The sequence below is a fragment of the Streptomyces sp. NPDC093568 genome (assembly GCF_044764945.1).
Lineage (GTDB): Bacteria > Actinomycetota > Actinomycetes > Streptomycetales > Streptomycetaceae > Streptomyces.
Map to the genome: position 1 here is coordinate 234,704 of NZ_JBIWJD010000010.1, position 24,748 is coordinate 259,451.

Genomic DNA, 24,748 nt, shown 5'->3' on the forward strand with positions numbered 1-24,748 from the left:
AACGAGGCGGCAACACCCCCGAAATCAACAAACTGTGCAAGGAGTCTACGGTCCGCCCATGACCACAACCGCACACCCCGTCGACGAAGTCCCACCCGCCCGCCACCTCGCCGCCTTCGGCCTCCAGCACGTACTGGCGATGTACGCCGGCGCCGTGGCCGTCCCCCTCATCGTCGGCGGCGCCATGAAGCTGCCGCCCGCGGACCTCGCCTATCTGATCACCGCCGATCTGCTGGTGTGCGGGATCGCGACGCTGATCCAGTGCATCGGCTTCTGGCGCTTCGGCGTACGGCTGCCGATCATGCAGGGCTGCACCTTCGCCGCCGTGTCCCCGATGGTGCTCATCGGCACGACGGGCGGCGGGCTCCCCGCGATCTACGGTTCGGTGATCGTCGCCGGGCTCGCGATCGTGCTGCTGGCGCCGGTCTTCGGAAAGCTCCTGAGGTTCTTCCCGCCGCTCGTCACGGGCACCGTGATCCTGATCATCGGTCTCTCCCTGCTGCCGGTCGCGGGCAACTGGGCCGCGGGCGGTGCCGGTTCGGCGGACTTCGGGGAGCCGGAGAACCTCGCGCTGGCCGCGTTCGTCCTCGCGGTAGTGCTCGGTGTGCAGCGGTTCGCGCCGGCGTTCCTCGGCCGGGTCGCGGTGCTGATCGGCATCGCGGTCGGGCTGGCGGTGGCGGTGCCGTTCGGGTTCACGGACTTCGGCGGGGTCGGCGAGGCCGACTGGCTCGGGATCAGCACGCCGTTCCACTTCGGGGCGCCCGTCTTCGAGTTCGCGGCGATCGTGCCGATGCTGGTGGTGGCGCTGGTGACCATGACCGAGACGACCGGTGACCTGATCGCCGTCGGCGAGATGACGGACCGGAAGGTCGATCCGCGCTCCCTCGCGGACGGCCTGCGGGCCGACGGACTGTCGACGGTGCTGGGCGGCGTCTTCAACACCTTCCCGTACACGGCGTACGCCCAGAACGTGGGCCTCGTCGGCATGACCCGCGTGCGCAGCCGCTGGGTGGTGGCCACCGCGGGCGGCATCCTCGTGCTGCTCGGGCTGCTGCCCAAGCTGGGCGCGGTGGTGGCGGCGATACCGGCTCCGGTGCTGGGCGGTGCGGGCCTGGTGATGTTCGGGACGGTCGCCGCGAGCGGGCTCAGGACGCTGGCCGGGGTGGACTTCAAGGGCAACGACAACCTGACGGTGGTGGCCGTGTCGGTCGCCGTGGGCCTGCTGCCGGTCGGCGTGCCGACGATCTACGAGAGGTTCCCGGACTGGTTCCAGACGGTGATGAACAGCGGCATCAGCGCCGGCTGCCTCACGGCGATCGCGCTGAACCTGCTCTTCAACCACCTGCCCGCGAAGGCCGGTTCAGGCACCGAGGACGCGTCTTCAGCCGTCGGCGAGCCGGGCGGCCTGGCGGGCGGCGGCGTCGAGCAGGGCGTCGAGAAGTCCCGGGAAGAGTCCGTCTAGGTCGTCCTTGCGCAGGCCGTTCATCTTGGCCGTGCCCCGGTAGTTCTGCTGGATCACGCCGCTCTCGCGCAGCACCCGGAAGTGGTGCGTGGTGGTGGATTTGGTGACCGGCAGGTCGAAGTGCGAACAGGACAGCTCGTCGCCGACGGCGGCGAGCTCCCGCACGATCTGCAGGCGCAGCGGATCGGACAGCGCGTGCAGCACGCCTTCCAGACGGATCTCCTCGCGCGCCGGGTGCGGGAGGTCTCGGCTGCTCACGGCGGGGCTGGTCACGGCGACTCCACTTCGTCGGATTCCCTCACTGGGCTCCCCTGACCGGGGTTCTCCCATTGTACGAGACCTTGTACGAGACCTCTCGTAGTTTGACATCTCCCGTACTACGATGGTTATCGTACGACTTGACGACTGGTCCCCCGTGACGAATGGAGTCCGCCGTGAGCGCGCTCTTCGAGCCCTACACCCTGCGCGATGTGACGATCCCGAACCGGGTGTGGATGCCCCCGATGTGCCAGTACTCGGCCGCGCCCGACGGCCCCGACGCGGGTGTCCCCAACGACTGGCACTTCGCGCACTACGCCGCCCGCGCGGCCGGCGGCACGGGCCTGATCGTCGTCGAGGCGACCGGCGTCAGCCCCGAGGGCCGTATCTCCCCCTACGACCTGGGCATCTGGAACGACGCGCAGGTGGCGGCGTTCCGCCGGATCACCCGCTTCCTGGAGTCGCAGGGCACGATCCCGGGCATCCAGCTGGCCCACGCCGGCCGCAAGGCGTCGACCGACCGGCCCTGGACGGGCGGCGCGCCGGTCGGGCCGGACGCCCACGGATGGCAGCCGGTGGCGCCGAGCGCGGTGCCGTTCGCGGACGGCCACCCGGTGCCGACCGAGCTGACGGTCGCGGAGATCCAGGAGATCGTGGGGCAGTTCGCGGACGCCGCGCGCCGTGCCCTCGCCGCCGGGTTCGAGGTCGCGGAGATCCATGGCGCCCACGGCTATCTGATCAACGAGTTCCTCTCGCCGTACTCCAACCACCGCACCGACGAGTACGGCGGCTCGTACGAGAACCGCACCCGTCTCGCCCTCCAGATCGTGGACGCCGTACGGGAGGTGTGGCCGCAGGGCAAGCCGCTGTTCTTCCGTATCTCCGCGACGGACTGGCTGGAGGAGGGCGGCTGGACCGCCGACGACACCGTCCGCTTCGCCGCCGACCTCAAGGCCCACGGCATCGACCTGCTGGACGTCTCGACCGGCGGCAACGCCTCCGGCGCGCGCATCCCGGTCGGCCCCGGCTACCAGGTGCCGTTCGCGGCGCGGGTGAAGAACGAGACCTCGCTCCCGGTCGCCGCGGTGGGTCTGATCACCGAGGCCGAACAGGCGGAGAAGATCATCGCGAACGGCGAGGCCGACGCGGTCCTGCTCGGCCGCGAGCTGCTGCGCAATCCGTCGTGGGCACGGCACGCGGCGCGGGAGCTGGGTGCGGACGTGCACGTGCCGGACCAGTACCACCGGTCCGTGTGACCGGGCGGGCCGGCCGCGGGGGCGCCCTGCGGCTGGGCCGGGGCCGGCCGGCTGCCCGGGGGACTTGAGGTCAGCCGGCAGCCATCCGGCCACCAGCGGCCCGGCCCCCGGCGTACGCCCCTCCCGCCGGCCCCGCGCGTCACCCCATGCCGCCCGGCAGCCGTCCCTCCACCAGCCGCTCCAGGTACGGCAGGGCACGCTGGCCGGTCACCGCGAGGGCGATGGAGGCGGCCACGCCCGCCCAGGCGAGCGGGCCGAGCGGCGTGCAGCCGAAGAGGTGGCTGAGGCCGGGTACCTGGACCAGGACGACCAGGGCGGCCGCCGAGCCCAGGGCGGTGGCCTGGACGAGTGGGCTGCCCCGGCGGTCGGCGAGGGTCTGGGCTAGCTGGGTGCCGACCACCGCGCACAGCGCCATCGTGGTGGAGCGCCGGGCGGTGCCCGGGGTGAAGCGGCCGAACAGCCAGGCCGAGGTGGCGCCCAGGGTGGTGGTCAGGGCGCGGTGGCGGATCTTGCGGATGAGGGGTGCGCCGAGGGGTTCGGTGGCCTCCGGGCCGGTCCCCGGTTGCGTGTACGGCGACTCTGCGGCGCCCTCGGCCCCGTCGCTCTCCTCCTCGCCCGTCTCCTTCGGCGTCACCGCGACCGCCATCGCCGGGAACAGGTCGGTGAACAGGTTCACCAGCAGCATCTGGCGGGTGGACAGGGGCGAGGCGCCCGACAGCAGCGTGCCGAGGAGGCCGAAGCCCACCTCGCCCGCGTTGCCGCCGATCAGGATGGCGATGGCGTCGGCGACGCTGTGCCACAGGGCGCGGCCCTCGGCGACCGCGTCGATCAGGACCGTCAGGTCGCCGTTGGTGAGCACGAGGTCGGCCGCGTTGCGGGCGGCGGCCGAACCGCGGGCGCTGATGCCGACGCCGATGTCGGCGGCACGGATGGCCGCGGCGTCGTTGGCGCCGTCGCCGACCATGCCGACGACCCGCTCGGCGTCCCGCAGCGCCTCGATGACCTGGAGCTTCTGTTCGGGCGCGACCCGGGCCACGACACCCATGTCGCGCAGCATCCGTATGCGCTCCTCCCGGTCCGCGGACGCGAGCTCGTCCCCGGTGATCACCCCGGTGTCCTCGGGCCAGCCCAGCTGCGCGGCGATCGCCCGCGCGGTCTGCGGATGGTCGCCGGTCAGCATGACGGGGCGTACGCCTGCCTCGCGCAGCCCCTCGACGAGGGCCGTGGAGGTGTCGCGGGGTACGTCGGCGAGTGCGAGCAGCCCGGTGAACTCCAGCTTTTCCAGGGGCTGTTCCAGGACCTCCGACGCGTCGTCGGCCCGGTCGAGCGGGCGCCGGGCCACCGCCAGGACCCGCAGTCCGTCGCCGGCCAGCTCGTGTGCCGTGTCCGATGCCGACGCGGGCAGGTCGGGGCAGGCGGGCAGCACCGTCTCGGGGGCGCCCTTGACCACGAGTACGGGAGAGCCGTCCTCGGCCCGGCCGACGGCGGCGGCGTAGCCACGGCCCGCCTCGAAGGGCAGCCCCTCGGTCTGGGACCACTCGGGGTCGGGTGCGGCCGCGTCCAGGACGGCCTCGTCGGTGGCGTGCACGGGCCGGTCCGAGCCGCCGTTGAGCTGGGGGCAGGCACGTGCCGCGACGCGCAGCGTGGCGTCGGCCTCCGGCTCGTCCGGCGTGCAGACCGTGCCGTCGGCGTCGCTGACGCGCACCAGGCGCAGCCGGTTCTCGGTGAGCGTGCCGGTCTTGTCGAAGCAGATGGTGTCCATCCGGCCGAGCGCTTCCAGCGTGCGCGGGGCCCGGACCAGGACACCGCGTCCGCTCAGCCGGCGGGCGGCGGCCAGCTGCGCCACGGTCGCCACCAGCGGCAGCCCCTCCGGGACCGCGGCCACGGCCACCGCCACCCCGCCGCTCACCGCACGGCGGATGGGCGTGCCGCGCAGCAGCGACAGGGCGGTCACCCCGGCGCCGCCCGCGAGGGTCCACGGCAGGGCCTTGTCGGTGAGTTCACGGAGCCGGGCCTGCACTCCGGCGGAGGGCGGCTTGCGGGAGGCGAGGGAGACGGCCCGTGCGGCCTCCGTGCGGTCCCCGGTCTCCACCACGACGGCACGGGCGTGCCCGGCCACCACGGTCGTGCCCTCGAACACCATGCAGTCGCGGTCCGGCACGGCGGCGTCCGGCGTCGGTTCGGTGGACTTGGCGGCCGCGATGGACTCGCCGGTCAGCGCGGACTCGTCCACCTCGAGGCCGTCCGCCGACACCAGCCGGGCGTCGGCGGGCACCACGTCGTCCGCGAGGAGCTCGATCAGGTCACCGGGCCCCAGCTTGGCCGCGTCCACGATGTCCGGCTGGGACGACCGGTCGTCGGAGGTGACGCGTGCCTTCTGCTTCTGCTTGGCCAGCAGCCCGGACAGCGCCCGCTCGGCCCGCATCCGCTGGACGCCGCCGACCAGCGCGTTCAGGTCGAGCGCGCCGACGACCAGCAGGGCGTCCAGGACCGAGCCGAGGATCGCCTCGGCGGCCGAGCCGACGGCCAGCACCGGGGTGAGGGGGTCGTCGAGTTCGCCGCGCATGGCGCGGGCGAGCCGCAGCGGCCCGCTCAGCGGGGCGAACACGCGCTGCCGGCCCATCGTGCTCAGCGCCTCGCGCGTGCGGTCGGTGACCTGCTCGCGCACGGTCGGCTCGGGTCCGCGTTCGTGCTCCAGCCGTTCGCGGACCTCGGTGGGCTCCAGCTCGTGCCAGGCGACGCGCGGCCGGGGGTGCGGGGAGCGGGCCAGTGCCACGCCGAGGGCGGCCCGGGTGCCGGTCAGCAGAGCCCAGGTGGCGCTCACGTCGACGGGAGTGTGGCGCAAGCCGGGCCAGGGCGTCGGGCGCCCTCGCTGGGACTTGCCGATGGCCACCAAGATCCCGGACAGGGCGGCCCCGGACCGGGCCAGGACCTGCGAGCGGCGGCCGACCCCGCGCGCGGCCGGGACCGCCCGCAGCAGCCGCCAGACGTCGGCGAGGCCGTGCGGGGCCAGGACGTCCGCGCCCCAGACGACGGCCCCGTCCCGGTCGGTGAGGGCGACGGCCACATCGGCCGCGAGCAGCCCGGCGAGCACGTCCTCGTCCGCCTCTCCCGGCCGCGCGACCGTGACGACGACGCCGTTCTCGCCGCGCAAGGCGTTCACCACGTCGCTCAGCGGCCGCTCGTCCCGCACGACCTGGTCGGCGAGGCCGGTGAAGTCGGCCAGGGCAGGATCGTCCACCATCACGACCCGCAGCCCGGCCCGCCGTGCCGCGTCCAGCACCACCTCCGCCCACGGGTCGGCGTCCGCGCCGGGAGTCCTGAGCCCGCTCGGATGCAGGACGACCGTGTCGGCCATCTCCAACTGCCGCAGCCGCTCGGCGTCGCGGACCAGGACGCCCGTGCGGGACAGCGTGGAGCTCAGTACGGCGTGGAAGGCGGCGGGGCCGTAGCGGGCGGCCTTGGGAGAGCCCGCGAGCACGGCCTCGGCCGCCTCGGTGCCGTCGTGCTTGACGAGCAGCATGGCCGCCGCGCCGGCGAGGCTGCCGGTCTCGGCGTGGGCGGCGTACTCCTGGGCCGGGGACGTGCGCAGCGGCGGGCGCGGGAAGCCGCCGCCCGCCACGCTGGTCCGCTCCGGCGCGCAGAGTTCGTCGTGGACATGGTCGAAGGCCGCGGCGCGGGCCACGGTCTCCCCCAGCTGGAGCGAGCGCAGCGCGCCGTCGAGCAGGAGGGCGGTCGGGGTCCGGCCGGCTCCGTGGGCGGCCGCGTTCGCGACGGCCAGGACCATGTCCATACGGGAGCGGCCGATCCGCTCGCGCAGCCAGCCGCGGAAGGCGGGGTTCTCCCGCAGCAACGTCACGGCCGCGGTCACCGCCCGGGGGGAGGCGGGCAGGCGCAGTGCGTAGCCGGCGAAGGCGGTAGCGATGCCGAGCCCGTCGGCGGCGAGCGCGGTGGCGGCGGCCCGTACTCCGGCGGGGTCCGCCGGGTGGGGGACGTCGTCCACCGACCCGTCCGTCGGGACCAGTCCGTACCGGGCGGCGATCGCGGTGGCCTTGTCGACGACCAGGTCGCCGGCCGCTTCCTCGACGGCCGTCACGACCAGTCGGCGCAGGCCGCCGTCCCAGTAGGCGAGGGCCACGTCGGGCCGTTGGGCCAGTTCCGCGGCGACCTTGCGCGCCACCCGTTCCGTCCCGCCCTCCCGCCGTACGCGTTCGGGCTCCTCGGGTCGCAGCGCCAGGTGCGCCCGGGCACCGGACCGCCAGGGGCGTGGGCGGCCGGGCAGCGTGTGGCGGGCGACCCGAGTGACGCGCACCGCGGTGTCGACGCCGCGGACCCCCGCCCGGGCCGTACCCGCCACCGCCCCCGCGGCGACTCCCACCGCGGGTGCGGCTCCCCTGGCCAGCAGTCGCGGCCCCGCGGCGACCAGTCCGGCCGCTGCGGCTGTCGGACGTGTGAGCAGTCCCAGAACCATGGTGTGACCTCGGGTGACGGATGGCCTCGATCGATGTCGTCTCGCGTGCGGCTCCGGGTTCCCGCAAAACGGCGGGTCACCCGCTCGCACGGAGGCTGATCGCGGCGCCGTCAGGGGCGGGGCGGCCGGAGTCTCCCGCTCCCGCCACCTCGCGCACCTGGCGCGAGCGCCGCGTTGTACGAGGTGTTGGTCGCCGTCACCGTGCCGGTGGCGGGGGCGTAGCCGCCCCCCCCAGCCGCCCGTGATCGTCCGGCCGGCGGGCAGGGTGAGGCCGAGCCACCGGCCGTTGACCGGCATCGAGCCGGTGTTGGCGAGGGTGCTCCAGGCGTTGGTGGTGACGCCAGCTCGGACCTCACCTACAGGTAGCCCGCACGCGCAGCTAGCCCCCCACGGTGAAAGCGGCCGTCCGAAGCGTCCCCGCCGGGCGCTCCGGACGGCCGCCGCGTCATGTCCGCGGGCCGTGCGCGCGTACGTCCTGCGCCAACTCCCGCCGGTAGTCCGCGTACGCGTCGCGCAACCGCTCGCCCGGCCAGCGGGCGGGGAGGAGTTCCGGGGGCAGCACCGGGTCGGCGAGCAGGTGCCGTACGAGGGCGGCGAAGCCGGTGAAGCGGTCGGACGGGCGGTGGGCACCGGCGACATGGGCCAGCAGGGCGTGCCCCGTGTCGGCCCACGCGTCCAGCGGCCACAGGTCCGCGGCCAGCTCCCGCGCGGGGCTTCCGGGGCGAGCCGTGTAGCACTGGGCCACCTCATCGAGGTCCGGCAGGGTGCGCAGCAGGTTGGCCGGTCGCAGCCAGACGCCCTCGCGGAGTTCGGCCAGCCGCAGGCGGGTCAGTTCGGTGCGCAGTTCAGCGCGTTCGGCGGCGCCGCGCCCCGTGGCCGTGACCACGACCATCTCCCAGTCGCCGCCCCAGGGCCGGGTTCCGGGGTGGACGGCGTCGTCCTGGCGGCGCTGGCGTTCCAGCAGCCGGTCGCTGAGCCCGTAGACCGTGTCGGCGCGCCGCAGGTCGCCGGCCGCCGTCATCCGGCTGAGCGCGGCCCGCAGGGTCGACCCCGCGATCCCGAACGGCTCCACCGCGCTCACCAGATCCTTCACCGGCAGCTCCGGCGGATGCAGACCCAGCAGCAGGCTGAGGACGACCGAGCGGGCGGACAGCGGGCGCAGCTCCACCTCGTCGGCCTGCGGGGACGCGTTGTTCGGCATGGCCAGGTACCTTACGTGCCGGCTCGGCGTATTACAGGATTGCTGCGGCCGCAGCGATAGTGCAACACTGACGGCATGGTCTCGATACGCGCGCAGGAGCAGTCCGAGCAGTACGCCACGCACGACGTCACCAACCAGCCCCCGCCCCTGGCGCCGTACGACGCGTCGCAGGACACGGCCCTGCTGGAAGGGCTGCGCCGGGAGGGTGCCGGGTGGGCCGAGGAGGACATCCGGCGGCTCGGCCTGCGGGCCGGGAGCGCCGAGGCGCAGGAATGGGGTGAGCAGGCCAACCGCCACGAGCCCGTGCTGCGCACGCACGACCGGTACGGGCACCGGGTGGACGAGGTGGAGTTCCACCCGGCTTGGCACCACCTGATGCGGGTCGCGGTCGGTGAGGGCCTCGCGGGGGCTCCCTGGGCGGACGAGCGGCCCGGAGCGCATGTCGCCCGGACCGCGGGCGGCATGGTGTGGGGGCACACCGAGGCGGGGCACGGCTGTCCGACGTCGATGACGTACGCCGCCGTCCCCGTGCTGCGCCGCCAGCCAGAGCTGGCGAAGGTGTACGAGCCGCTGCTGACCAGCCGGGAGTACGACCCCGAGCTGCGCGTGCCGACCGAGAAGCGGGGTCTGCTGGCGGGCATGGGGATGACGGAGAAGCAGGGTGGCTCCGACGTCCGTACGAACACGACGACGGCGTGGCCGACCGCCGAGCCCGGCGTGTACACACTGCGCGGGCACAAGTGGTTCACGTCCGCGCCCATGTGCGACGTCTTCCTGGTGCTGGCGCAGTCCCCCGGGGGTCTGTCGTGCTTCCTCGTGCCGCGTGTCCTGCCCGACGGCAGCCGCAACACCTTCCGCATCCAGCGCCTGAAGGACAAGCTGGGCAACCGCTCCAACGCCTCCTCCGAGCCGGAGTTCGACGGGACCGTCGCCTGGCTGGTCGGGCCCGAGGGGCGGGGCGTGAAGACGATCATCGAGATGGTGAACTGCACGCGCCTGGACTGCGTGATGTCCTCGGCGACGCTGATGCGCAAGACGCTCGTCGAGGCGGGACACCATGTGCGCCACCGCAGCGCGTTCGGCGCCCGGCTGATCGACCAGCCGCTGATGCGCAACGTCCTGGCCGACCTGGCGCTGGAGTCGGAGGCCGCGACGACGCTCACGCTACGGCTGGCCGGGGCGGCGGACCGCACCGTGCGCGGAGCCGACGACGCGGACGGGACCGAGGCGGCGTTCCGCCGCATCGCGACCGCCGTCGGCAAGTACTGGGTGACCAAGCGGGGTCCGGCGTTCACCGCGGAGGCCCTGGAGTGCCTGGGCGGCAACGGCTACGTCGAGGAGTCGGGCATGCCCCGGCACTACCGGGAGGCGCCGCTGCTGTCGATCTGGGAGGGCTCGGGGAACGTCAACGCCCTCGACGTACTGCGCGCGCTGAGCAGGGAGCCGGGCACCGCCGAGGCCCTGTTCGGGGAGCTGTCGCTGGCGCGCGGCGGGGACAGCCGGCTGGACGCGGCCGTCACCCGGCTCAAGGGCGCGGTGGCCGCGGGCTCGGAGGCCGGCGCCCGGCGCCTGGTCGAACAGATGGCCCTGACCCTCCAGGCGTCCCTGCTGGTCCGGCACGCGCCCGCGGCGGTCGCCGACGCCTTCTGCGCGACCCGTCTCGGCGGCGACTGGGGGCACGCGTTCGGGACGCTGCCGGACGCGGCCGATGCGGACGGGATTCTGGCACGGGCGTTGCCAGGGGGAGAGTGAGGAGAGGCCGGGCCGGGACGGGCAGGCCGCTCCCGGTCCTCGTCACCCGGTCGTCCGCCCACCCCACAACGGCCCGAAGCGTGCCCACTCGTACCCCCAGCGATCGATACGGCGGCTCTCCAGCCGGCTGCGCAGCGCCCGGCCCGCGACGAAGGGGACGGACGCGGCGCACAGGCCCGCCAGGCCGCCGACGAGGGCGGCCCGGGTGCGGGCCTCCGCGGGGGTGGCGGGCCTGGTCACCAGACGGCCTTCGGGGTCCGTCCAGACGGTGACCGGGGTGCCGACACCGCTGCCAGGGTGGACACGGGCCTGCCCGGTGTGCGCGGAGCCGTCCCGCGCGCTCCAGCGGACCTTCGCCCACACCTGCTCACCGCTCGCGCCGCCGGAGCGCGGCTGGGCCGTGCCCGGCGCCTGCTCGGTGAGCAGGGCCACGGCGGGCCGCCACTCCACGCGTTCCCTGGCCATGCCCCGCTCCACCGTGCCGGCCGTCGCCAGCCCGCCGAGCACTCCGGCGAGGACGGTGAACACCCAGGCGGTGAGCAGCACCCAGGCCTCGACCGCGTCGGCCCGGCGCCTGAGCGGATTGCGCCGCCACCGCCAGAGCCACACCTTCGGACCACGGAACGCCATCGAAGGCTTCCTCCTCATGAGCGCACGAACATGCCGGACCGACCTCCCTCCCATACGGGGGACGGCAGGCGGATGCTCACGGCACCTACCGGGAGTCGACGGTGGCACGCGTCACGCGGCGCCGTCGGCGACTTCGCGAAAGGAGCCCGCGGCTGCCGGGGGCGGGCTATCATCGCCGCGCTGACCTGCGACGTCATCGTTTGCGGAGGTGACTGTCAGTGCCGGGGTGCAGACTGGCCCCTGTCTGAGACGAAGGCGTCGCGGAGGTGATCGGCATGACCGAGGTATTGCTCGCCGTGGGGACACGCAAGGGCCTGTTCATCGGGCGCGGGCGTGGTGGCACCTGGGAGTTCGACGAGAGTCCCTACTTCAACGCCCAGGCCGTGTACTCGGTCGCCATCGACACCCGGGGCGAGCGGCCGCGGCTGCTGGCGGGCGGCGACAGCGCCCACTGGGGCCCGTCCGTGTTCCACTCCGACGACCTGGGCCGCACCTGGACCGAACCGGCCCGGCCGGCCGTCAAGTTCCCGAAGGACACGGAGGCTTCGCTGGAGCGGGTGTGGCAGCTGCACCCGGCGGCCGCGGAGCCGGACGTGGTGTACGCGGGCACGGAACCGGCGGCGCTGTACCGCTCGGAGGACCGCGGCGAGACCTTCGACCTCGTCCGTCCGCTGTGGGAGCACCCGACCCGGTCGAAGTGGGTGCCGGGCGGCGGCGGTGAGGGGCTGCACACGGTGCTCACCGACAAGCGCGACCCGAAGGCCGTGACGGTCGCCGTCTCGACCGCCGGGGTGTTCAAGACCGCCGACGGCGGCGCGAGCTGGGCGCCGTCCAACTCCGGGGTGTCCGCGGTGTTCCTGCCGGATCCGAACCCCGAGTTCGGCCAGTGTGTGCACAAGATCGCGCAGGACGCGGGGAGTTCGGACCGGCTGTACCTGCAGAACCACTGGGGTGTGTACCGCAGCGACGACGCCGGGGCGCACTGGACGGACATCGGCGAGGGTCTGCCGTCCACGTTCGGCTTCGCGGCGGCCGCGCATCCGCACCGCGGTGACACGGCCTACGTCTTCCCCATCAACGCCGACTCCGACCGGGTACCCGCCGACCGCCGCTGCCGCGTCTTCCGTACGGCGGACGCGGGCCGCAGCTGGGAGGCGCTGTCGGCGGGGCTGCCGCAGGGCGACCACTACGGCACGGTGCTGCGCGACGCGATGTGCACGGACGACGCGGACCCGGCGGGCGTGTACTTCGGCAATCGCAACGGCGAGGTGTTCGCCTCCGCGGACGACGGCGACAGCTGGCGGCAGCTCGCCTCGCACCTGCCGGACGTGCTGTGTGTCAGGGCCGCGGTGGTCGCATGAGCCGGCACGGCTTACCGGCCGGCCTTGGCCACTGGTTGATCGCCGCTGCCCGTACGGCAGTAGGGTGACGCCCGTGGCACCACGACCCTTGCATGAAATCGTCGAAGCGGGCTGGGCGAAGGCCCTGGAGCCCGTTGCCGATCGGATCGCCGCGATGGGCGACTTCCTGCGCGCGGAGATCGGCGCGGGACGCACCTATCTGCCGGCCGGGCCGAACGTCCTGCGGGCCTTCCAACAGCCCTTCGACGACGTACGGGTCCTGATCGTCGGACAGGACCCGTATCCGACACCCGGTCATGCCGTGGGGCTGTCGTTCTCGGTGGCGCCCGAGGTGCGCCCGCTGCCCGGCAGCCTCATCAACATCTACCGGGAGCTGAACACCGACCTGGGGCTGCCGCAGCCGTCCAACGGCGATCTGACGCCATGGACGCAGCAAGGCGTGCTGCTGCTCAACAGGGCGCTCACCACGGCCCCGCGAAAGCCGGCCGCCCACCGCGGAAAGGGCTGGGAGGAGGTCACGGAGCAGGCCATCCGCGCGCTCGCCGCCCGCGGCAAGCCGCTGGTGTCCATCCTCTGGGGCCGCGACGCCCGCAACCTCCGCCCGCTGCTGGGCAGTCTCCCGTCGGTCGAGTCGGCGCACCCCTCCCCCATGTCCGCCGACCGCGGGTTCTTCGGCTCCCGCCCGTTCAGCCGCGCCAACGACCTGCTGCTCGGTCAGGGCGGACAGCCGGTGGACTGGCGCCTGCCGTGACCGACGCCGCCGGCTTCCTCGCGGTCGACTCCGGGGGATCCGGGATGCGGGTAGTCGTCGGCACCGTCGACCGGGGCGCCCTGGCCCGGCGCGAGTCGCGCGAGCCCGTGCGCACCGGGGACAGGGGCATCGACCCCGGGCACTTCATGGAGCAACTGGCGCCCATGGTCCGGGCGTCGGCGGCCGAGGCCGGGGTCGGCCGCCTGGGTGCGGTCGCCGTCGGGGCCGCCGGGCTCGCCAGTCTCGGTGCCGGCCTGCGTGCCGAGCTGCCGGGCGCGCTGGAGCGGGAGTTCGGGATCCGGCGGGTCGCCCTGGTCGCCGATGCCGTCACCGCCTATGTCGGCGCCCTCGGGGCCCGGCCCGGTGCCGTGGTCGCGGCCGGCACGGGTCTGATCGCGATCGGCACCGACCTGGCCCGCTGGCATCGCGCGGACGGCTGGGGGCATCTGCTCGGCGACTGCGGCGGCGGTGCCTGGATCGGGCGGGCCGGACTGGAGGCGGCGCTGCGCGCTTACGACGGCCGCGCCGAGGGATCCGCCGAGTTGCTGGCCCGCGCCGAGGAACTGTTCGGGCCGGTTCGGGAACTGCCCGGCAAGCTCTATCCGCGTCCGGACCGACCCGCCGTCCTCGCCTCCTTCGCTCCTCAAGTGGCCGCGTGCGCCGACGCGGATCCGGTGGCCGCGGACATCCTGCGGGCCGCCGCACGGCACATGGCCGACGCCGCGGCCGCCGTCTGCCCCGCCGCCGGAGAGCCCCGAGTCGCGCTCACCGGCGGCCTGTTCAAGATGGGCGACCCTCTCGTCGTACCCCTGACGCGGGAGTTGGCGACGCGCCTGCCGCACGCGCGGACGGTGCCCGCCGCCGGGGATCCACTGGACGGGGCGGTGCGCATCGCGACCGATCTCGCGACGGACGCGCTCGCTCTGCCCGGTGACGAGGCGATGCTCTACGTGGTGGCCGTAAAGGGGGACTGATCCTCCTGGGTCGCCCGGTTCCACTCTGTACGTAACTCAATCAGACAAAAGCGGACGGATACCGCTCACCTGCACCCTCCCCGAACAGGGGAGCCCAAGAAGCCAGTAACATGCGTCGCCATGAGCTCCCCCACTGGGCCCGCGTCCGGCCTGCCAGTACGAATGCCGCGACCTCGTCAGCCCGGGCGGCACCGCCGACCCGAGCCCCTGGCGGCTCCCGAGGGCGCGCCCGCGCTCGTTCTCGCGGTGCCGGGCACGCCGAGCGCCGCCACCCGCGGCCTCGCCGAGGAGGTCGTGAGCATCGCCCGCTCCGAGCTCCCCGGCCTCGACGCCCGGATCGGGTACGTCGACGGTGACGACGCGGAGTTCCCCACCCTCCAGGCGGTGCTCGTGCACGCCGCCGAGGAGCGCACCGCCCGTTATGAGCAGGCGCTCGCCGCGGGTGTGGAGGTCAAGGAGCCCGAGGGCCCCGTCGCGGTCGTCGTGCCGCTGCTGGCCGGCCCGGACAACGCGCTGCTGCGCGTCATCCGCCAGGCCGTGATGGACAGCCGCGTCGCGGCCGACCTGACCGATGTGCTCGGCCCGCACCCGCTGCTCGCCGAGGCGCTGCACGTGCGCCTGTCGGAGGCCGGGCTCGCCCGCGCCGACCGCGCCCGGCTGTTCACCGTGGCCACGGCCGCGGACGGCATCATCCTGGCCTCCGTCGGCGGTGAGGAGGCCGTGCAGGCGGCCGGGATCACCGGCATGCTGCTCGCCGCGCGCCTGGCCGTGCCGGTGATGGCGGCGGCCCTGGACCAGGAAGGCGCGATCACCGCGGTGGCCGAGCAGCTGCGGTCCTCGGGCTCGCAGCAGCTGGCGCTGGCGCCGTACCTGATAGGGCCGGAGATCGACCCGGGCCTGATCGCGGAGGCCGCGCAGGAGGCGGGCTGTTCCGCCGCCGAGGCGCTCGGCCCGTACCCGGCGATCGGCAAGCTGGCCCTGTCGAAGTACACGACGGCGCTGGGCATCGCCCCGCCGCAGCCGCAGGGCGCGCCGGTCCGCTGACCCGCACGTCACAGCCGTGACGCCGAAGGGCCCGCTCCTCCCCGGAGCGGGCCCTTCGTCATACGGTCACGGTGCCGGGGCGGGGTCCGGTCCGATCACCACGCAGGAGGCCGCCGGTACCTCGATGGAGCCCTCGTGGCGCGGGAGGCCCGTGTCCGGGTCGACGGCGAACCAGGACACGTCGCCGGAGCGCTCGTTGGCGACGTACAGGAATCCCCCGGCCTCGGTGAGTGCGCGCGGCCAGTGGCCGGCGCAGGCGACCGTCCCGACCAGCCGGAGTTCCTCGCCCTCGACGGCGAAGGTGGACAGCACGTCCTCGCCGCGGGTGGCCGTCCACACGAAGCGGCCGTCGGGCGAGGCTACGATCCCCGACGGATAGGCGTCGCCGGCCGGGGCGCCCGGCAGCACCGGGGTCTCCGTCAGCGGCTTCAGCGTGCCGTCGTCGGCGTCCCAGTGGCAGACGGTGACGGTGGGGGTGAGTTCGTTCACGACGTAGGCGTAGCTACGGCGCGGGTGGAACGCGAGGTGGCGGGGCCCCGAGCCGGGGCGCAGGGCGATCTCCCGGTGCACCTCCAGCGTGCCGTCGGTCAGTGTGCACACGCGTACCGAGTCGGTGCCGAGGTCGACACTGACGGCCCAGCGGCCGCTCGGGTCGGGTTGCACCTGGTGGGCGTGCGGGCCCTGCTGGCGGGGCGTGTACGGGCCCGAGCCGGTGTGCCGCAGTACGAAGGGCGGGGCGTCCGAGACGGTGCCGTCGGAGCGGACCGGCAGGGCGGTGACGCTGCCGGAGCCGTAGTTGGCCGTCAGGACGTGCCCCGCGAAGAGGCTGAGGTGCGTGGGGCCGCCGGCGGCGACCGGGACCGGTGCGCCGAGGAGCTCCGGCTTGCCTCCTGTCACGCGGTACGCGACCACCGCGCCCTCGGCCGTCTCACTCACCGCGTAGAGCGTGTCGCCGCCGGGCGACAGGGCCAGGTACGCGGGGTCGGGCACGTCGCGCACGCCGCTCAGGACGCTCAGCGCGCCGCTGTCCGCGGCCACGGACGCCGTGGTGATGCCATGGCCTCCGGCCGCCGTGAACGATCCGATGTAGGCCCGTCTCCCCCGCCTGCCGACGTCTGCCAACGCTGTCCCCTTCCGGTCGGGTGCCGTCCGGGCTGACGGTAGCAGCGGAACATCATCGGTCTAGACCAAGGTCGCCTGATCGTCGGCGAGTTCGCCGTGTCGCACCTGCGTGAGGGCCTCGGAAGCGAGGGTGCGGGCGTTGGCGGCCACGCCCGCGGGCCGCTCCCGCGCGGCTCGCGGACTGGTGGGCCCGATGGGTGCGGGGTTACCCCGTGGATGGCCTGATCCACCCTCCGGGTGGCCGACCAACGCGATCGGTCGCCGGAGGGGGGGAGGTGACAGGCGTAGGCGCCGGCCTTGGTCGCTGCTGCGGCCCTCAGGCCCCGACCAGCGGCGAGCCCGACGGCGCGCGCAGGGGGGTGGCGAGTTCGGTGAGGGCCCGCTCCAGGCCGTGCAGGTGGGTCAGGGCGGGATCCGCCGCCGAGGGCCCGGCCGCGGGGGCGGCGGTGATGTCCGCGCCGCCCGTGAGGGCCTCCACTGCGGCCTCGACCCGCCAGCACGCGGCGGCCAGGCGGGCGTCGTGCGAGGCCTCGGGGTCGGCGGCGACGGCGGCCAGGCCGCGGATCTCCCGGGCGCAGTCGTCGAGCAGGGCCAGCACGCGGCGGGCGCGTCGCTTGCGGGCCGGCATCGGGTTCAGCGGGTGCACGAGCGGCGCGATCGAGAGGCGTACGCGGCCGAGGAGCTGCTCCAGCTCGGCCAGCCGTGAGGCAGGGTCGGCGGACTCGTCGCCGGCGAGGCGTGCGGCGGCCTCCGCGGTGGCGGCGTGGACGCAGCGCAGGGCGCGCTGGATCCAGGTGTCGGTGACGGCGTGGGTGGTCACGGGCAGCACGAACAGTACGGCCAGCACGGCGCCGATAGCCCCGACGCCGGTCTCGGCCAGCCGCAGCGCCAGCAGGGCGGGGTCGAGGACGCCCAGCAGGCCGTAGAGGAGCTCGGCGAGGACCGTGACGCAGAGCATCATCCAGGTGTAGGAGACGGCGGCCGTGTAGAAGATGCCGAAGACGCAGAGGGCGAGGAGCGCGGCCGTGGGAATCCCCGCGCCCTCCAGCGGGACGGCGACGAGCAGGCCCAGGCCGATGCCGATCACCGTGCCGAGGACCCGGCGGAAGCCACGGACCAGGGTCTCGCCGCGCGAGGTGGTGTTGACGAAGATCCACCAGGTGGCGCCGACGGCCCAGTACCAGCGCTGCCCCGACACCAGCTGGCCGACGACCAGGGCGAAACCGGCGCCGGCGGTGGCCTGGATCGCCTGGCGGGTGGTCACCCGGGCCAGTCCGGCGCCGCCCGGCGGGGCGGGCACGGGTGCCGGGGGCAGCCGGCGCTCGTAGCACCACAGCCCGAAGCGCACCGCCGACGCGGTGAGCAGGGACAGCAGTACGGCGGCGTAGAGCTCGGGCAGCTGCGCGGGCGTCGCGTGCAGGAACTGCGCCACGAAGAAGGTCATGAACGCGAACACGCCGAGGCTGTGCCCGCGCGGCCCCCAGCGGCGGGCGTACACGCCGGCGCCGACGACGGCGAGGAAGGTGAGGTCGCGGGCGACCGGGAGGTCGTGCAGCTCGGCCGCCGCCGCGAGCACGGGCAGGCCCACGAGCGGCAGCAGCGCGGTGGTGACCGCCTGTCCGCGGACCGTGGCGTCGGTGACGGTGAACAGGGCGAGCAGTGCGGCGAGCCCGCCGGTGACGGCGCCGACGAGGGAGTGTCCGGCCAGGGAGCAGACGACGACGGCGAGCCCGATGCCGAGCACGGCCCGCGCGGCGAAACGCAGTCGCGCCCGCCCCGGGTCCGGCGCCACGAACACCCTCTTCAGCACTGATTCCGCCCTTCGCACCGGCATGAAAAAGGCGCCGCGGGGATCCGCAGCGCCATCGACCGGTTCATTGCAGCATCAACACGGGTGCTGGCTCAAGTGTCCTTCCATATGCTGTGCCATTGGTACAGCAATCCAGGTCCGGGTACGTCCATCAGCGAGCCAACGGACCACACGCGCAGAAAGAGGCCACGTCATGGCCGTCGACGAGCTCGACACCCGCGTCCTGCGGCTCCTGCTGGAGCAGCCCCGCACCAGCGTGCGCGAGTACGCCCGCATCCTGGGCGTCGCGCGCGGCACGCTCCAGGCGCGGCTGGACCGGCTGGAGCGGGACGGCGTGATCACCGGCACGGGGCCGACGCTGTCGCCCGCGGCGCTGGGCCATCCGGTGCTGGCGTTCGTGCACATCGAGGTCACCCAGGGTCATCTCGACGACGTGGGCGACGCGCTCGCCTCCGTACCGGAGATCGTCGAGGCCTTCTCGATCACCGGCGGCGGGGATCTGCTGACCCGGGTGGTGGCCCGCGACAACGCCCACCTGGAGGACGTGATCCAGAAGCTGATCAGCCTGCCCGGCGTGGTCCGCACCCGCTCCGAGGTGGCCCTGCGGGAGCGCGTCACGTATCGGCTCCTGCCGCTGGTGGAGTCGATCGGGCGGACGTCGGCACGGAAATGACCTTTGGCATCCTGGGCCCATGAGCGGACTCAGGGGCATGTCGGTCATCTTCGATCTCGACGGAACACTCGTGGACAGCGAGCCCAACTACTTCGAGGCGGGCCGCCGGCTCCTCGCCGAGCACGGGATCCCCGACTTCACCTGGGCGGACCACGAGCGCCACGTCGGCATCAGCACGCTGGAGACGGTCACGCGCTGGAAGCGCGAGTACGGTCTGGACGCCTCCGTGGACGACCTGCTCGCCGACAAGAACCGCCGCTATCTGGAACTCGCCCGCGCCGCCACACGCGTGTACCCCGAGATGCGCGAGTTCGTGGAACTGCTCGCCGCCGACGTCGTCCCGATGGCTGTGGCCTCGGGTTCGTCCCGCGCGGCCATCACGGCGATCCTGACCGGTACGGGCCTCGACGCCCGGCTGCGCACCGTCGTCTCGGCGGACGAGGTCGCCCGCGGCAAGCCCGCCCCCGACATCTTCCTGGAAGCGGCCCGCCGGCTCGGCGCGACCCCGGCCGACTGCGTGGTCGTCGAGGACGCCGCCCCGGGAGCCGCCGCGGCCCACGCGGCCGGCATGCGCTGCATCGCCGTGCCGTACGTGTCCGCCCAGGCGGACGCGCCCGAATTCGGGACGGCGGGGCTGCTGCTGCGGGGCGGACAGGGGGAGTTCACGGCGCGGGCGGCTTACGACTGGCTGGTGCGGTCGGCTGCCGCCGGCTGAGCCACGCCTCAAGAACCGATCCCGTCGGCACCGTTGACGCGTCCCTACCCCACGCATACCGCCTGGTCGACCCTTCGCACGTCGTTCGCAATCCCGAACTTCGCTGGACCGGGACGCTGTACGTCAACGGCGCCGCCGTCGCGAGGAACACGGCGATGACCCTCACCCCGGCCGCCCTCGGCACCCTCACCAACAACTGGCTCGGCCGCTCCAACTTCGCCACCGACCCGGTCTTCGCGGGCGCCTTCGACGAGTTCAACGTCTGGTCGCGCGCCCTGAGCGCCGCCGAGATCGCTCAGTTGCAGGGCGCTCGGGCCGCCGACGTCCCCGCCGGTCGCGGCGAACTTCAGGCGTTCCGAGCCCCGCGTGATCCTCGGCAACTCCGACTCCGGCGTCGCCAACCCCGTGAAGTCCGACGGCACCACGCTGCTGGACGAGATCTGGGCCGGGGCCCCTTTCGCCGACAAGGGCGCGCTGGTCGCGCGGGTGCGGTCCACCGTGGACGCGTGGGTCACGGCGGGCCTGCTGAGCCAGGCCGACGGGCAGAGGGTGGTACGTACGGCCGCTCAGGCCACGTACGTCCCCTGAGCGGCCGATCCCGGCGCCGCTGACTCCGCTACGACCTGCGGCGGGGCTTCCCGCGCCGCGTGCCCTTGGTGCCCTTGGTGCTCTTCGTACCGCCGGTGCCGCCGGTTCCGCCGCGTCGGCCGCGGTCGGTGCCGGACTGGCGGCGTGCGCCCCCGGTGGCCGTGGCGCGCCCCCGCTGCTTCGGCTGGTCCGCGCCGGCCGCGGGCTGGGACGTGGTGCGGCCGCGGGTGCTGTTGATCGTCCGGCCCCGGACGACGCCGATGAAGTCCTCCACGAGGTCGGTGGTCGCGTCCTCGGGCCAGGACAGGGCGACGCTCGACTGGGGGGCGTCCACAAGGGTCCGGTAGGTGAGGTCCTTGCGGTGGTGGAGGCGGGCAAGGGACTGGGGTACGACGAGGAGGCCGACGTTCGCCGCGACGAGTTCGACGGCGTCCGCGGTGGTCGCGGGGCGTTCGAAGGCGGGCTCCCCCGGTGGCCGCTCCCAGTCGAGGACGTCGTCGAGGGGGTGGAAGACGACCTCGTCGGCCAGGTCCTCGGCGGTCACCTCCTCGACCGCCGCGATGACGTGGTCCTTCGGGACGACGACGACCGTGGTCTCGGTGTACAGGGGGATCGCGCTGAAGATCGTACGGTCGACCGGGAGCCGTACGAAGGCGGCGTCGGCGCCGCCGTCCCGCAGCAGGCCGGGCGCCTCGGCGGCGGTCACCGAGTGCAGGGTGAGGGGGATGTCCGGGAAGCGTTCGTTCCAGATCCGCACCCACTTCGCGGGGGTCACTCCCGGGACGTAGGCGAGCCGGAACGCGGCTGCCGCTTCCGGACTGGAGGGGGGTACTTCCGAGCCTGTCACCTGGCCAGGTTACCGGCCGTGGTCGGCGATCGTTCACTCGGTCGATACCCTGGGGAGCATGACGTCGCACCAAAGCACCCAGACGATGAAGCCCGCCACCGCGGCGAAGAAGCTGGGTGTGTACCTCGAAGCCACCCCCGCCGAGTTCCGGGAGGGGGTCGTCACGCGCGCCGAGCTGAACGCGCTCCAGGCCGACCCGCCGCAGTGGCTGAGCGACCTGCGCCGTGACGGCCCGCACCCGCGCCCGGTGGTGGCGCAGAAGCTCGGCGTCTCCATCGCGGGGCTGGCCCGCGGCGGGGTGACCGAGCCCCTGACCACCGAGCAGATCGAGGCGCTCAAGGAGGAGCAGCCCGAGTGGCTGGTCAAGGAGCGCGCCACCCAGGCGGACGTGCGCAAGGAGGCGGCCCGGATCAAGAAGCGGGACGCCGAGCGGGAGGCTCAGCAGTCCTGACCCCGGCCGGGCCGCCGCCCGGCCCGGTCAGTCCCTGTGCTCCTCTTCCGGAATCGACTCCAGGAAGGTGGCCGAGGGGATGAAGAAGAGGGTCCCGGTGACGGCCTGGGAGTAGTCGAGGATCGGGTCGGGGCCGGATTCCGGGCCGCCCAGGAACATCTTGCGCAGCATGGCCTCGGGTATCGCGGGGGTCCGGGCATAGGCGATGAAGTACGTGCCGAACTCTCCGTGGCCGGGCCGGCCGAACGGCATCGCGCCGCGCAGTATCTCCAGTTCCTCGCCGTCCGGGCCGGTGACCGTGTTCACGTCGATGTGGGAGCCGGGCACGTCGAGCTCGATGTTGGTCAGCTTGGAGCGGCCGATCACCTTCTCCTGGGCCTCGACGGCGAGGGCCTCCCAGGCGTCGACGTCGTGCACGTACTTCTGCACCATCGCATAGCTGCCCGCCCGGAACGCGGGGTCCTCCTCGCCGATGATCGCCGCCTCGGCCGCCGCCCGTCCGACCGGGTTCTCGGTGCCGTCGACGAAGCCGAGGAGGTTGCGCGAGTCGAAGTAGGCGAAGGCCTGGACCTCGTCCTGGACGGTGACCGCCCCGCGCAGCCGCTTCATGATCTCGGCGGACAGGGCGAAGCACAGATCCGTGCGGGCGGCGCGGATGTGGAAGAGCAGGTCGCCCGGCGTGGCCACGGCGTGATGCCGGGGGCCGGTCAACTCCTCGAAGGGATGCAGCTGTTGCGGGCGCGGCCCCTCGAACAGCCGGTCCCAGGCCGCGGATCCGACGCCGGCCACGCAGCCCAGTGCTCCGTCCGGACTGGGGAAGCCCACGGCCCTGACCAGTCCGGCGAGGCCGGACAGCAGGTCACGTACCGCGGGCTCGCCTCCAGGCTCGATCGTGACCACCAGGAACACCGCGACGGGCGCCTGCGGACTCAGCACCGGCTGCGGCAGCGCACCGGTCGAGCGTATGGACGACGGCTTGGATGACGGCATGGTTCCCCTCTCACCCTCGGACCCCGCCACCTAACGATGCCCGGCCGAACCGGGAACGATACCCGGCGAAATCCCGCACTTCTGGCGCGTATGCGAGGTGAGTTCGGACGGTTCGGCCACGAAAAACCCGCATGCGAACGCTTCTACGGTTCTGGGATCATCCCGGCATGGTCCACCGTCTCGAACCCCTGGTCATCCGGCACACCCGTCGTATCCCCTCCCCCACCGGCCCCGCCGGCGAAGGGGCCGTCGCGGCGCGGCAGTTCGACGCCGCGCTCCTGTCCGTGGGGTTCAAGCTCTCGGCCGAGTTGCTGGAGCGGCTGTCGGGGCTGTCCGAGGGGACGGTCGTCGACACGGCGGTGCGGACGCTGGGCACGGTCCGCGAGATGGTCGGTGACCATGTGCGGCACAACGTGTACTTCATCGACTTCCCGGCCAACGTGCCCGACACCTACGACTTCTGGGCGCGCTGCGTCGCCGAGGCGCTGGCCGACGAGTCGGCGCGCGAGAGCGTGCTGGAGCAGTTGGGCAAGGGTGCCGTCGATCTGCTCACGCTGCCCTCGTACGGCCGCTACCAGCACACGTACGCCGAGATGCTCGGCCACCACGAGGAGCTGATCGCCGCCGCGGGCGACCGTGTGACGGTGCTGCACCTCGGCGGGGACGCGGAGGCCGAGGTCACCGACCTGTACCTGGCGTTGGCGGGCAGCACCACACCGCTCGGCGAGGACGGGCTGCGTGACCTCGACGTGCTGGCACGGGCCTGCGTGGACGGGCCGCAGCCCGAGACGATCCCGGTCCGGGAGAACCGGGCCGTGCTCAACAGGGCCCGGCTGCGGGCCGGCGCACCGCCCCTGCTGGACACGGTCACCGATGTGCTGCGGCTGGCCTGCGCGGTGTCGGACGGCGATGTGACCCTCGTGGCGGCCACCCGCTTCCGGCGACTGACCCGGCCGGTGCGCCGCGCGCTGCTCGCGGGCCTCGACTCGGTGGTCGCCGCCGCGCCCGCCAAGCTGGCGGACGTCCACGCGCACCGCGAGGGCTTCAAGCGCCTCGGCGAGCGCCTGCACCCGCACGAGTACCCGCAGTGGCCGCACGCCGCCGACGTGTTCGCGGTCGCGCGGGGTGAGAAGCGGGCGCGCTCGTTCGACAGCCGGGTCGAGGAGCTGCTCGGCATGCACGACGTGACCGGCGCGGTGGAGCTGCTGAAGTCCGCGCCGGGCAAGCTGTTCCGCGCGCTCGACCGGCTGCTGCGCATGGCGCTGGACCAGGAGGAGCGGGACGTGGTGGCGGCCGCCGCCGAGGAGGTCGTGGCCGACGTCTCCGGCCGGGTCCTGCTGTCCGTCCGCGAGCACCTGGCCAACCGCGCGCGGGACACGGGCGAGACCCGGGTGTTCGTGAACCGCCTCGGCCGGGCCTGGGTCACCGAGGACGAGCGTCCGCCGGTGCTGCCTCCCGAGCGGGAGCGCCTGATCGCCGCGCTCGACGCGGAGCTGCGCCGCCGGCTGCCGGCCCCCGGCCGGCTGCTGATCGATCCGGACGCCCTGGATGTCGCGCTGCCGCTGAGTGGCAGGGCGACCGCCGCGGGGCTCGGCGTGCTGCCGCGCGGCTCGGTGTCGCCCGTGGACGGTGAGCTGCTGCGCTTCTTCGTGTACTGGAAGCAGGCCGCCCACCGCACCGACTACGACCTGTCGGCGCTGATGCTGGACGCCGACTACGCGACGGTCTGCTGGCTGGCGTACACCAACCTCAAGGACCTGGAGGGCGAGCACTCCGGTGACATCACCGAAGCCCCCGACGGTGCCTCGGAGTTCATCGACCTGCGCCTGGGCGCCGCGCGCGGGGAGTTCATCGTCCCGCAGGTCAACATCTTCGCCGGGGAGGGCTTCGAGGAGGTCGAGGAGTCGTTCTTCGGGTTCATGCTGCGGGGCTCGGGGCAGCGGGGCCGCCCGTTCGAGCCGCGTACCGTGCGCATGAAGTCGGATCTGCGCGGACCGGGCCGGGTCGCGCTCCCGCTGGCGTTCCGGCGCGGTGAGGACGGCCGGTGGCGGGCCAAGTGGCTGCACCTGTACCTGAAGGGAACGCCGGCGGCCAACAGGGTCGAGGGCAACCGGGTCTCGGTCGCGACGCTGCTGCGCGGCATCGTGGAGCGCGAGCAGTTGACGGTGCGCTACCTGACGGGCCTGATGGACGTCACGACGACGACCTTGTGGGACGGCAAGACGGTCCCGGAGGGCCCCGTCACCTACATCGGCCTTCAGCGGCCCGACGGGCTGCACCCCGACTCGCGGGTCGTCGTCCCCGAAAATCTGCGCGACCTGATCCCCGAGTGACTGTTAGAGTCGGCCGTGGCGAGGCCATGAAGGGGCTTCCTTCTCAACTCCTTATTGAA

20 protein-coding genes and 1 pseudogene are annotated in these 24,748 nt (G+C 73.7%); 13 read left to right on the top strand and 8 right to left on the bottom strand.

The annotated features are described in order from the left end of the window. The first annotated feature begins 58 nt into the window (after positions 1-58). The gene (locus ACIRD7_RS34165; protein WP_403459650.1) at positions 59-1,462 is read left to right on the top strand and encodes a nucleobase:cation symporter-2 family protein; all 1,404 of its coding nucleotides are present in this window, start codon (positions 59-61) and stop codon (positions 1,460-1,462) included. On the opposite strand, the gene ACIRD7_RS34170 is transcribed toward ACIRD7_RS34165, so the two are convergent. Next, positions 1,382-1,735, bottom strand: coding sequence for an ArsR/SmtB family transcription factor (locus tag ACIRD7_RS34170; protein WP_403459652.1), 354 nt, complete (start codon positions 1,733-1,735; stop codon positions 1,382-1,384). The genes ACIRD7_RS34165 and ACIRD7_RS34170 overlap by 81 nt on opposite strands. Before the next feature lie 161 nt (positions 1,736-1,896). Here ACIRD7_RS34170 and ACIRD7_RS34175 point away from each other — a divergent pair, with 161 nt between their 5' ends. Further along, positions 1,897-2,976, top strand: coding sequence for an NADH:flavin oxidoreductase/NADH oxidase (locus tag ACIRD7_RS34175; RefSeq protein WP_403459654.1), 1,080 nt, complete (start codon positions 1,897-1,899; stop codon positions 2,974-2,976). A 139-nt stretch (positions 2,977-3,115) separates the two neighbouring features. On the opposite strand, the gene ACIRD7_RS34180 is transcribed toward ACIRD7_RS34175, so the two are convergent. Together ACIRD7_RS34180 and ACIRD7_RS34185 are read right to left on the bottom strand one after the other, a co-directional pair. Continuing rightward, positions 3,116-7,447, bottom strand: coding sequence for an HAD-IC family P-type ATPase (locus ACIRD7_RS34180; RefSeq protein ID WP_403459655.1), 4,332 nt, complete (start codon positions 7,445-7,447; stop codon positions 3,116-3,118). A gap of 445 nt (positions 7,448-7,892) precedes the next feature. Beyond that, complete coding sequence (locus ACIRD7_RS34185) at positions 7,893-8,648, bottom strand: PaaX family transcriptional regulator C-terminal domain-containing protein (protein ID WP_403459656.1); 756 nt, start codon at positions 8,646-8,648, stop codon at positions 7,893-7,895. Positions 8,649-8,723: 75 nt separating this feature from the next. Between ACIRD7_RS34185 and ACIRD7_RS34190 the strand changes: the two genes are divergently transcribed. Then, the gene (locus tag ACIRD7_RS34190; protein ID WP_403459657.1) at positions 8,724-10,400 is read left to right on the top strand and encodes a DNA alkylation response protein; all 1,677 of its coding nucleotides are present in this window, start codon (positions 8,724-8,726) and stop codon (positions 10,398-10,400) included. A 42-nt stretch (positions 10,401-10,442) separates the two neighbouring features. Here ACIRD7_RS34190 and ACIRD7_RS34195 read toward each other — a convergent pair whose 3' ends face one another. Beyond that, positions 10,443-11,030, bottom strand: coding sequence for a hypothetical protein (locus ACIRD7_RS34195; RefSeq protein ID WP_403459659.1), 588 nt, complete (start codon positions 11,028-11,030; stop codon positions 10,443-10,445). A 275-nt stretch (positions 11,031-11,305) separates the two neighbouring features. On the opposite strand from ACIRD7_RS34195, the gene ACIRD7_RS34200 reads away from it, so the two are divergent. The 4 genes from ACIRD7_RS34200 to ACIRD7_RS34215 all read left to right on the top strand — a co-directional run bounded on the left by ACIRD7_RS34200 (position 11,306) and on the right by ACIRD7_RS34215 (position 15,160). Beyond that, positions 11,306-12,391 carry a WD40/YVTN/BNR-like repeat-containing protein gene (locus ACIRD7_RS34200; RefSeq protein ID WP_403459661.1) on the top strand — a complete coding sequence of 362 codons (1,086 nt, stop codon included), beginning with the start codon at positions 11,306-11,308 and terminating at the stop codon, positions 12,389-12,391. 73 nt (positions 12,392-12,464) lie between these two features. Next, positions 12,465-13,142 carry a uracil-DNA glycosylase gene (locus ACIRD7_RS34205; RefSeq protein WP_403459662.1) on the top strand — a complete coding sequence of 226 codons (678 nt, stop codon included), beginning with the start codon at positions 12,465-12,467 and terminating at the stop codon, positions 13,140-13,142. Further along, positions 13,139-14,116 (top strand): N-acetylglucosamine kinase, encoded by a 978-nt coding sequence (locus tag ACIRD7_RS34210; protein WP_403459664.1) that lies wholly within the window; start codon positions 13,139-13,141, stop codon positions 14,114-14,116. The genes ACIRD7_RS34205 and ACIRD7_RS34210 overlap by 4 nt, the downstream gene beginning before the upstream one ends. 120 nt (positions 14,117-14,236) lie before the next feature. Then, a complete protein-coding gene (locus ACIRD7_RS34215) occupies positions 14,237-15,160 on the top strand; it encodes a sirohydrochlorin chelatase (RefSeq protein ID WP_403459666.1) in 924 nt (307 codons plus the stop codon). 66 nt (positions 15,161-15,226) lie between these two features. On the opposite strand, the gene ACIRD7_RS34220 is transcribed toward ACIRD7_RS34215, so the two are convergent. Both ACIRD7_RS34220 and ACIRD7_RS34225 read right to left on the bottom strand, forming a co-directional pair. Then, on the bottom strand, positions 15,227-16,282 hold the full coding sequence (locus tag ACIRD7_RS34220) for a lactonase family protein (RefSeq protein WP_403459667.1): 1,056 nt from the start codon (positions 16,280-16,282) through the stop codon (positions 15,227-15,229). A 316-nt stretch (positions 16,283-16,598) separates the two neighbouring features. Beyond that, the gene (locus ACIRD7_RS34225) at positions 16,599-18,092 is read right to left on the bottom strand and encodes an FUSC family protein (protein WP_403459669.1); all 1,494 of its coding nucleotides are present in this window, start codon (positions 18,090-18,092) and stop codon (positions 16,599-16,601) included. A 193-nt stretch (positions 18,093-18,285) separates the two neighbouring features. Here ACIRD7_RS34225 and ACIRD7_RS34230 point away from each other — a divergent pair, with 193 nt between their 5' ends. The 4 genes and pseudogenes from ACIRD7_RS34230 to ACIRD7_RS34245 all read left to right on the top strand — a co-directional run bounded on the left by ACIRD7_RS34230 (position 18,286) and on the right by ACIRD7_RS34245 (position 20,068). Then, a complete protein-coding gene (locus ACIRD7_RS34230; protein ID WP_403459670.1) occupies positions 18,286-18,765 on the top strand; it encodes an Lrp/AsnC family transcriptional regulator in 480 nt (159 codons plus the stop codon). A 19-nt stretch (positions 18,766-18,784) separates the two neighbouring features. Then, positions 18,785-19,480 carry an HAD family hydrolase gene (locus ACIRD7_RS34235; RefSeq protein WP_403459672.1) on the top strand — a complete coding sequence of 232 codons (696 nt, stop codon included), beginning with the start codon at positions 18,785-18,787 and terminating at the stop codon, positions 19,478-19,480. Between the two features lie 116 nt (positions 19,481-19,596). Beyond that, a pseudogene (locus ACIRD7_RS34240) lies at positions 19,597-19,764 on the top strand (LamG-like jellyroll fold domain-containing protein); the annotation flags it as partial. A gap of 82 nt (positions 19,765-19,846) precedes the next feature. Further along, complete coding sequence (locus ACIRD7_RS34245; RefSeq protein ID WP_403459674.1) at positions 19,847-20,068, top strand: hypothetical protein; 222 nt, start codon at positions 19,847-19,849, stop codon at positions 20,066-20,068. A gap of 28 nt (positions 20,069-20,096) precedes the next feature. Here ACIRD7_RS34245 and ACIRD7_RS34250 read toward each other — a convergent pair whose 3' ends face one another. Next, the gene (locus ACIRD7_RS34250; protein ID WP_403459675.1) at positions 20,097-20,915 is read right to left on the bottom strand and encodes a LysR family transcriptional regulator substrate-binding protein; all 819 of its coding nucleotides are present in this window, start codon (positions 20,913-20,915) and stop codon (positions 20,097-20,099) included. A 58-nt stretch (positions 20,916-20,973) separates the two neighbouring features. Here ACIRD7_RS34250 and ACIRD7_RS34255 point away from each other — a divergent pair, with 58 nt between their 5' ends. After that, positions 20,974-21,366, top strand: coding sequence for a DUF5997 family protein (locus tag ACIRD7_RS34255; RefSeq protein ID WP_403459677.1), 393 nt, complete (start codon positions 20,974-20,976; stop codon positions 21,364-21,366). 27 nt (positions 21,367-21,393) lie between these two features. Here the strand turns inward: ACIRD7_RS34255 and ACIRD7_RS34260 are convergent, their stop codons facing one another. After that, positions 21,394-22,356: a Dyp-type peroxidase gene (locus ACIRD7_RS34260; protein WP_403459679.1), complete on the bottom strand. Its 963-nt coding sequence runs from the start codon at positions 22,354-22,356 to the stop codon at positions 21,394-21,396. Positions 22,357-22,523: 167 nt separating this feature from the next. On the opposite strand from ACIRD7_RS34260, the gene ACIRD7_RS34265 reads away from it, so the two are divergent. Further along, positions 22,524-24,689 carry a TerD family protein gene (locus tag ACIRD7_RS34265; protein WP_403459680.1) on the top strand — a complete coding sequence of 722 codons (2,166 nt, stop codon included), beginning with the start codon at positions 22,524-22,526 and terminating at the stop codon, positions 24,687-24,689. Positions 24,690-24,748 lie beyond the last annotated feature (59 nt).

What these genes read in the sequence shown, in the direction of transcription:
- ACIRD7_RS34165 (WP_403459650.1), top strand. Translation starts at nt 59, where the DNA reads ATGACCACAACCGCACACCCCGTCGACGAAGTCCCACCCGCCCGCCAC.
- ACIRD7_RS34180 (WP_403459655.1), bottom strand. Translation starts at nt 7,447, where the DNA reads ATGGTTCTGGGACTGCTCACACGTCCGACAGCCGCAGCGGCCGGACTG.
- ACIRD7_RS34185 (WP_403459656.1), bottom strand. Translation starts at nt 8,648, where the DNA reads ATGCCGAACAACGCGTCCCCGCAGGCCGACGAGGTGGAGCTGCGCCCG.
- ACIRD7_RS34190 (WP_403459657.1), top strand. Translation starts at nt 8,724, where the DNA reads ATGGTCTCGATACGCGCGCAGGAGCAGTCCGAGCAGTACGCCACGCAC.
- ACIRD7_RS34195 (WP_403459659.1), bottom strand. Translation starts at nt 11,030, where the DNA reads ATGGCGTTCCGTGGTCCGAAGGTGTGGCTCTGGCGGTGGCGGCGCAAT.
- ACIRD7_RS34200 (WP_403459661.1), top strand. Translation starts at nt 11,306, where the DNA reads ATGACCGAGGTATTGCTCGCCGTGGGGACACGCAAGGGCCTGTTCATC.
- ACIRD7_RS34215 (WP_403459666.1), top strand. Translation starts at nt 14,237, where the DNA reads ATGAGCTCCCCCACTGGGCCCGCGTCCGGCCTGCCAGTACGAATGCCG.
- ACIRD7_RS34230 (WP_403459670.1), top strand. Translation starts at nt 18,286, where the DNA reads ATGGCCGTCGACGAGCTCGACACCCGCGTCCTGCGGCTCCTGCTGGAG.
- ACIRD7_RS34235 (WP_403459672.1), top strand. Translation starts at nt 18,785, where the DNA reads ATGAGCGGACTCAGGGGCATGTCGGTCATCTTCGATCTCGACGGAACA.
- ACIRD7_RS34255 (WP_403459677.1), top strand. Translation starts at nt 20,974, where the DNA reads ATGACGTCGCACCAAAGCACCCAGACGATGAAGCCCGCCACCGCGGCG.
- ACIRD7_RS34260 (WP_403459679.1), bottom strand. Translation starts at nt 22,356, where the DNA reads ATGCCGTCATCCAAGCCGTCGTCCATACGCTCGACCGGTGCGCTGCCG.
- ACIRD7_RS34265 (WP_403459680.1), top strand. Translation starts at nt 22,524, where the DNA reads ATGGTCCACCGTCTCGAACCCCTGGTCATCCGGCACACCCGTCGTATC.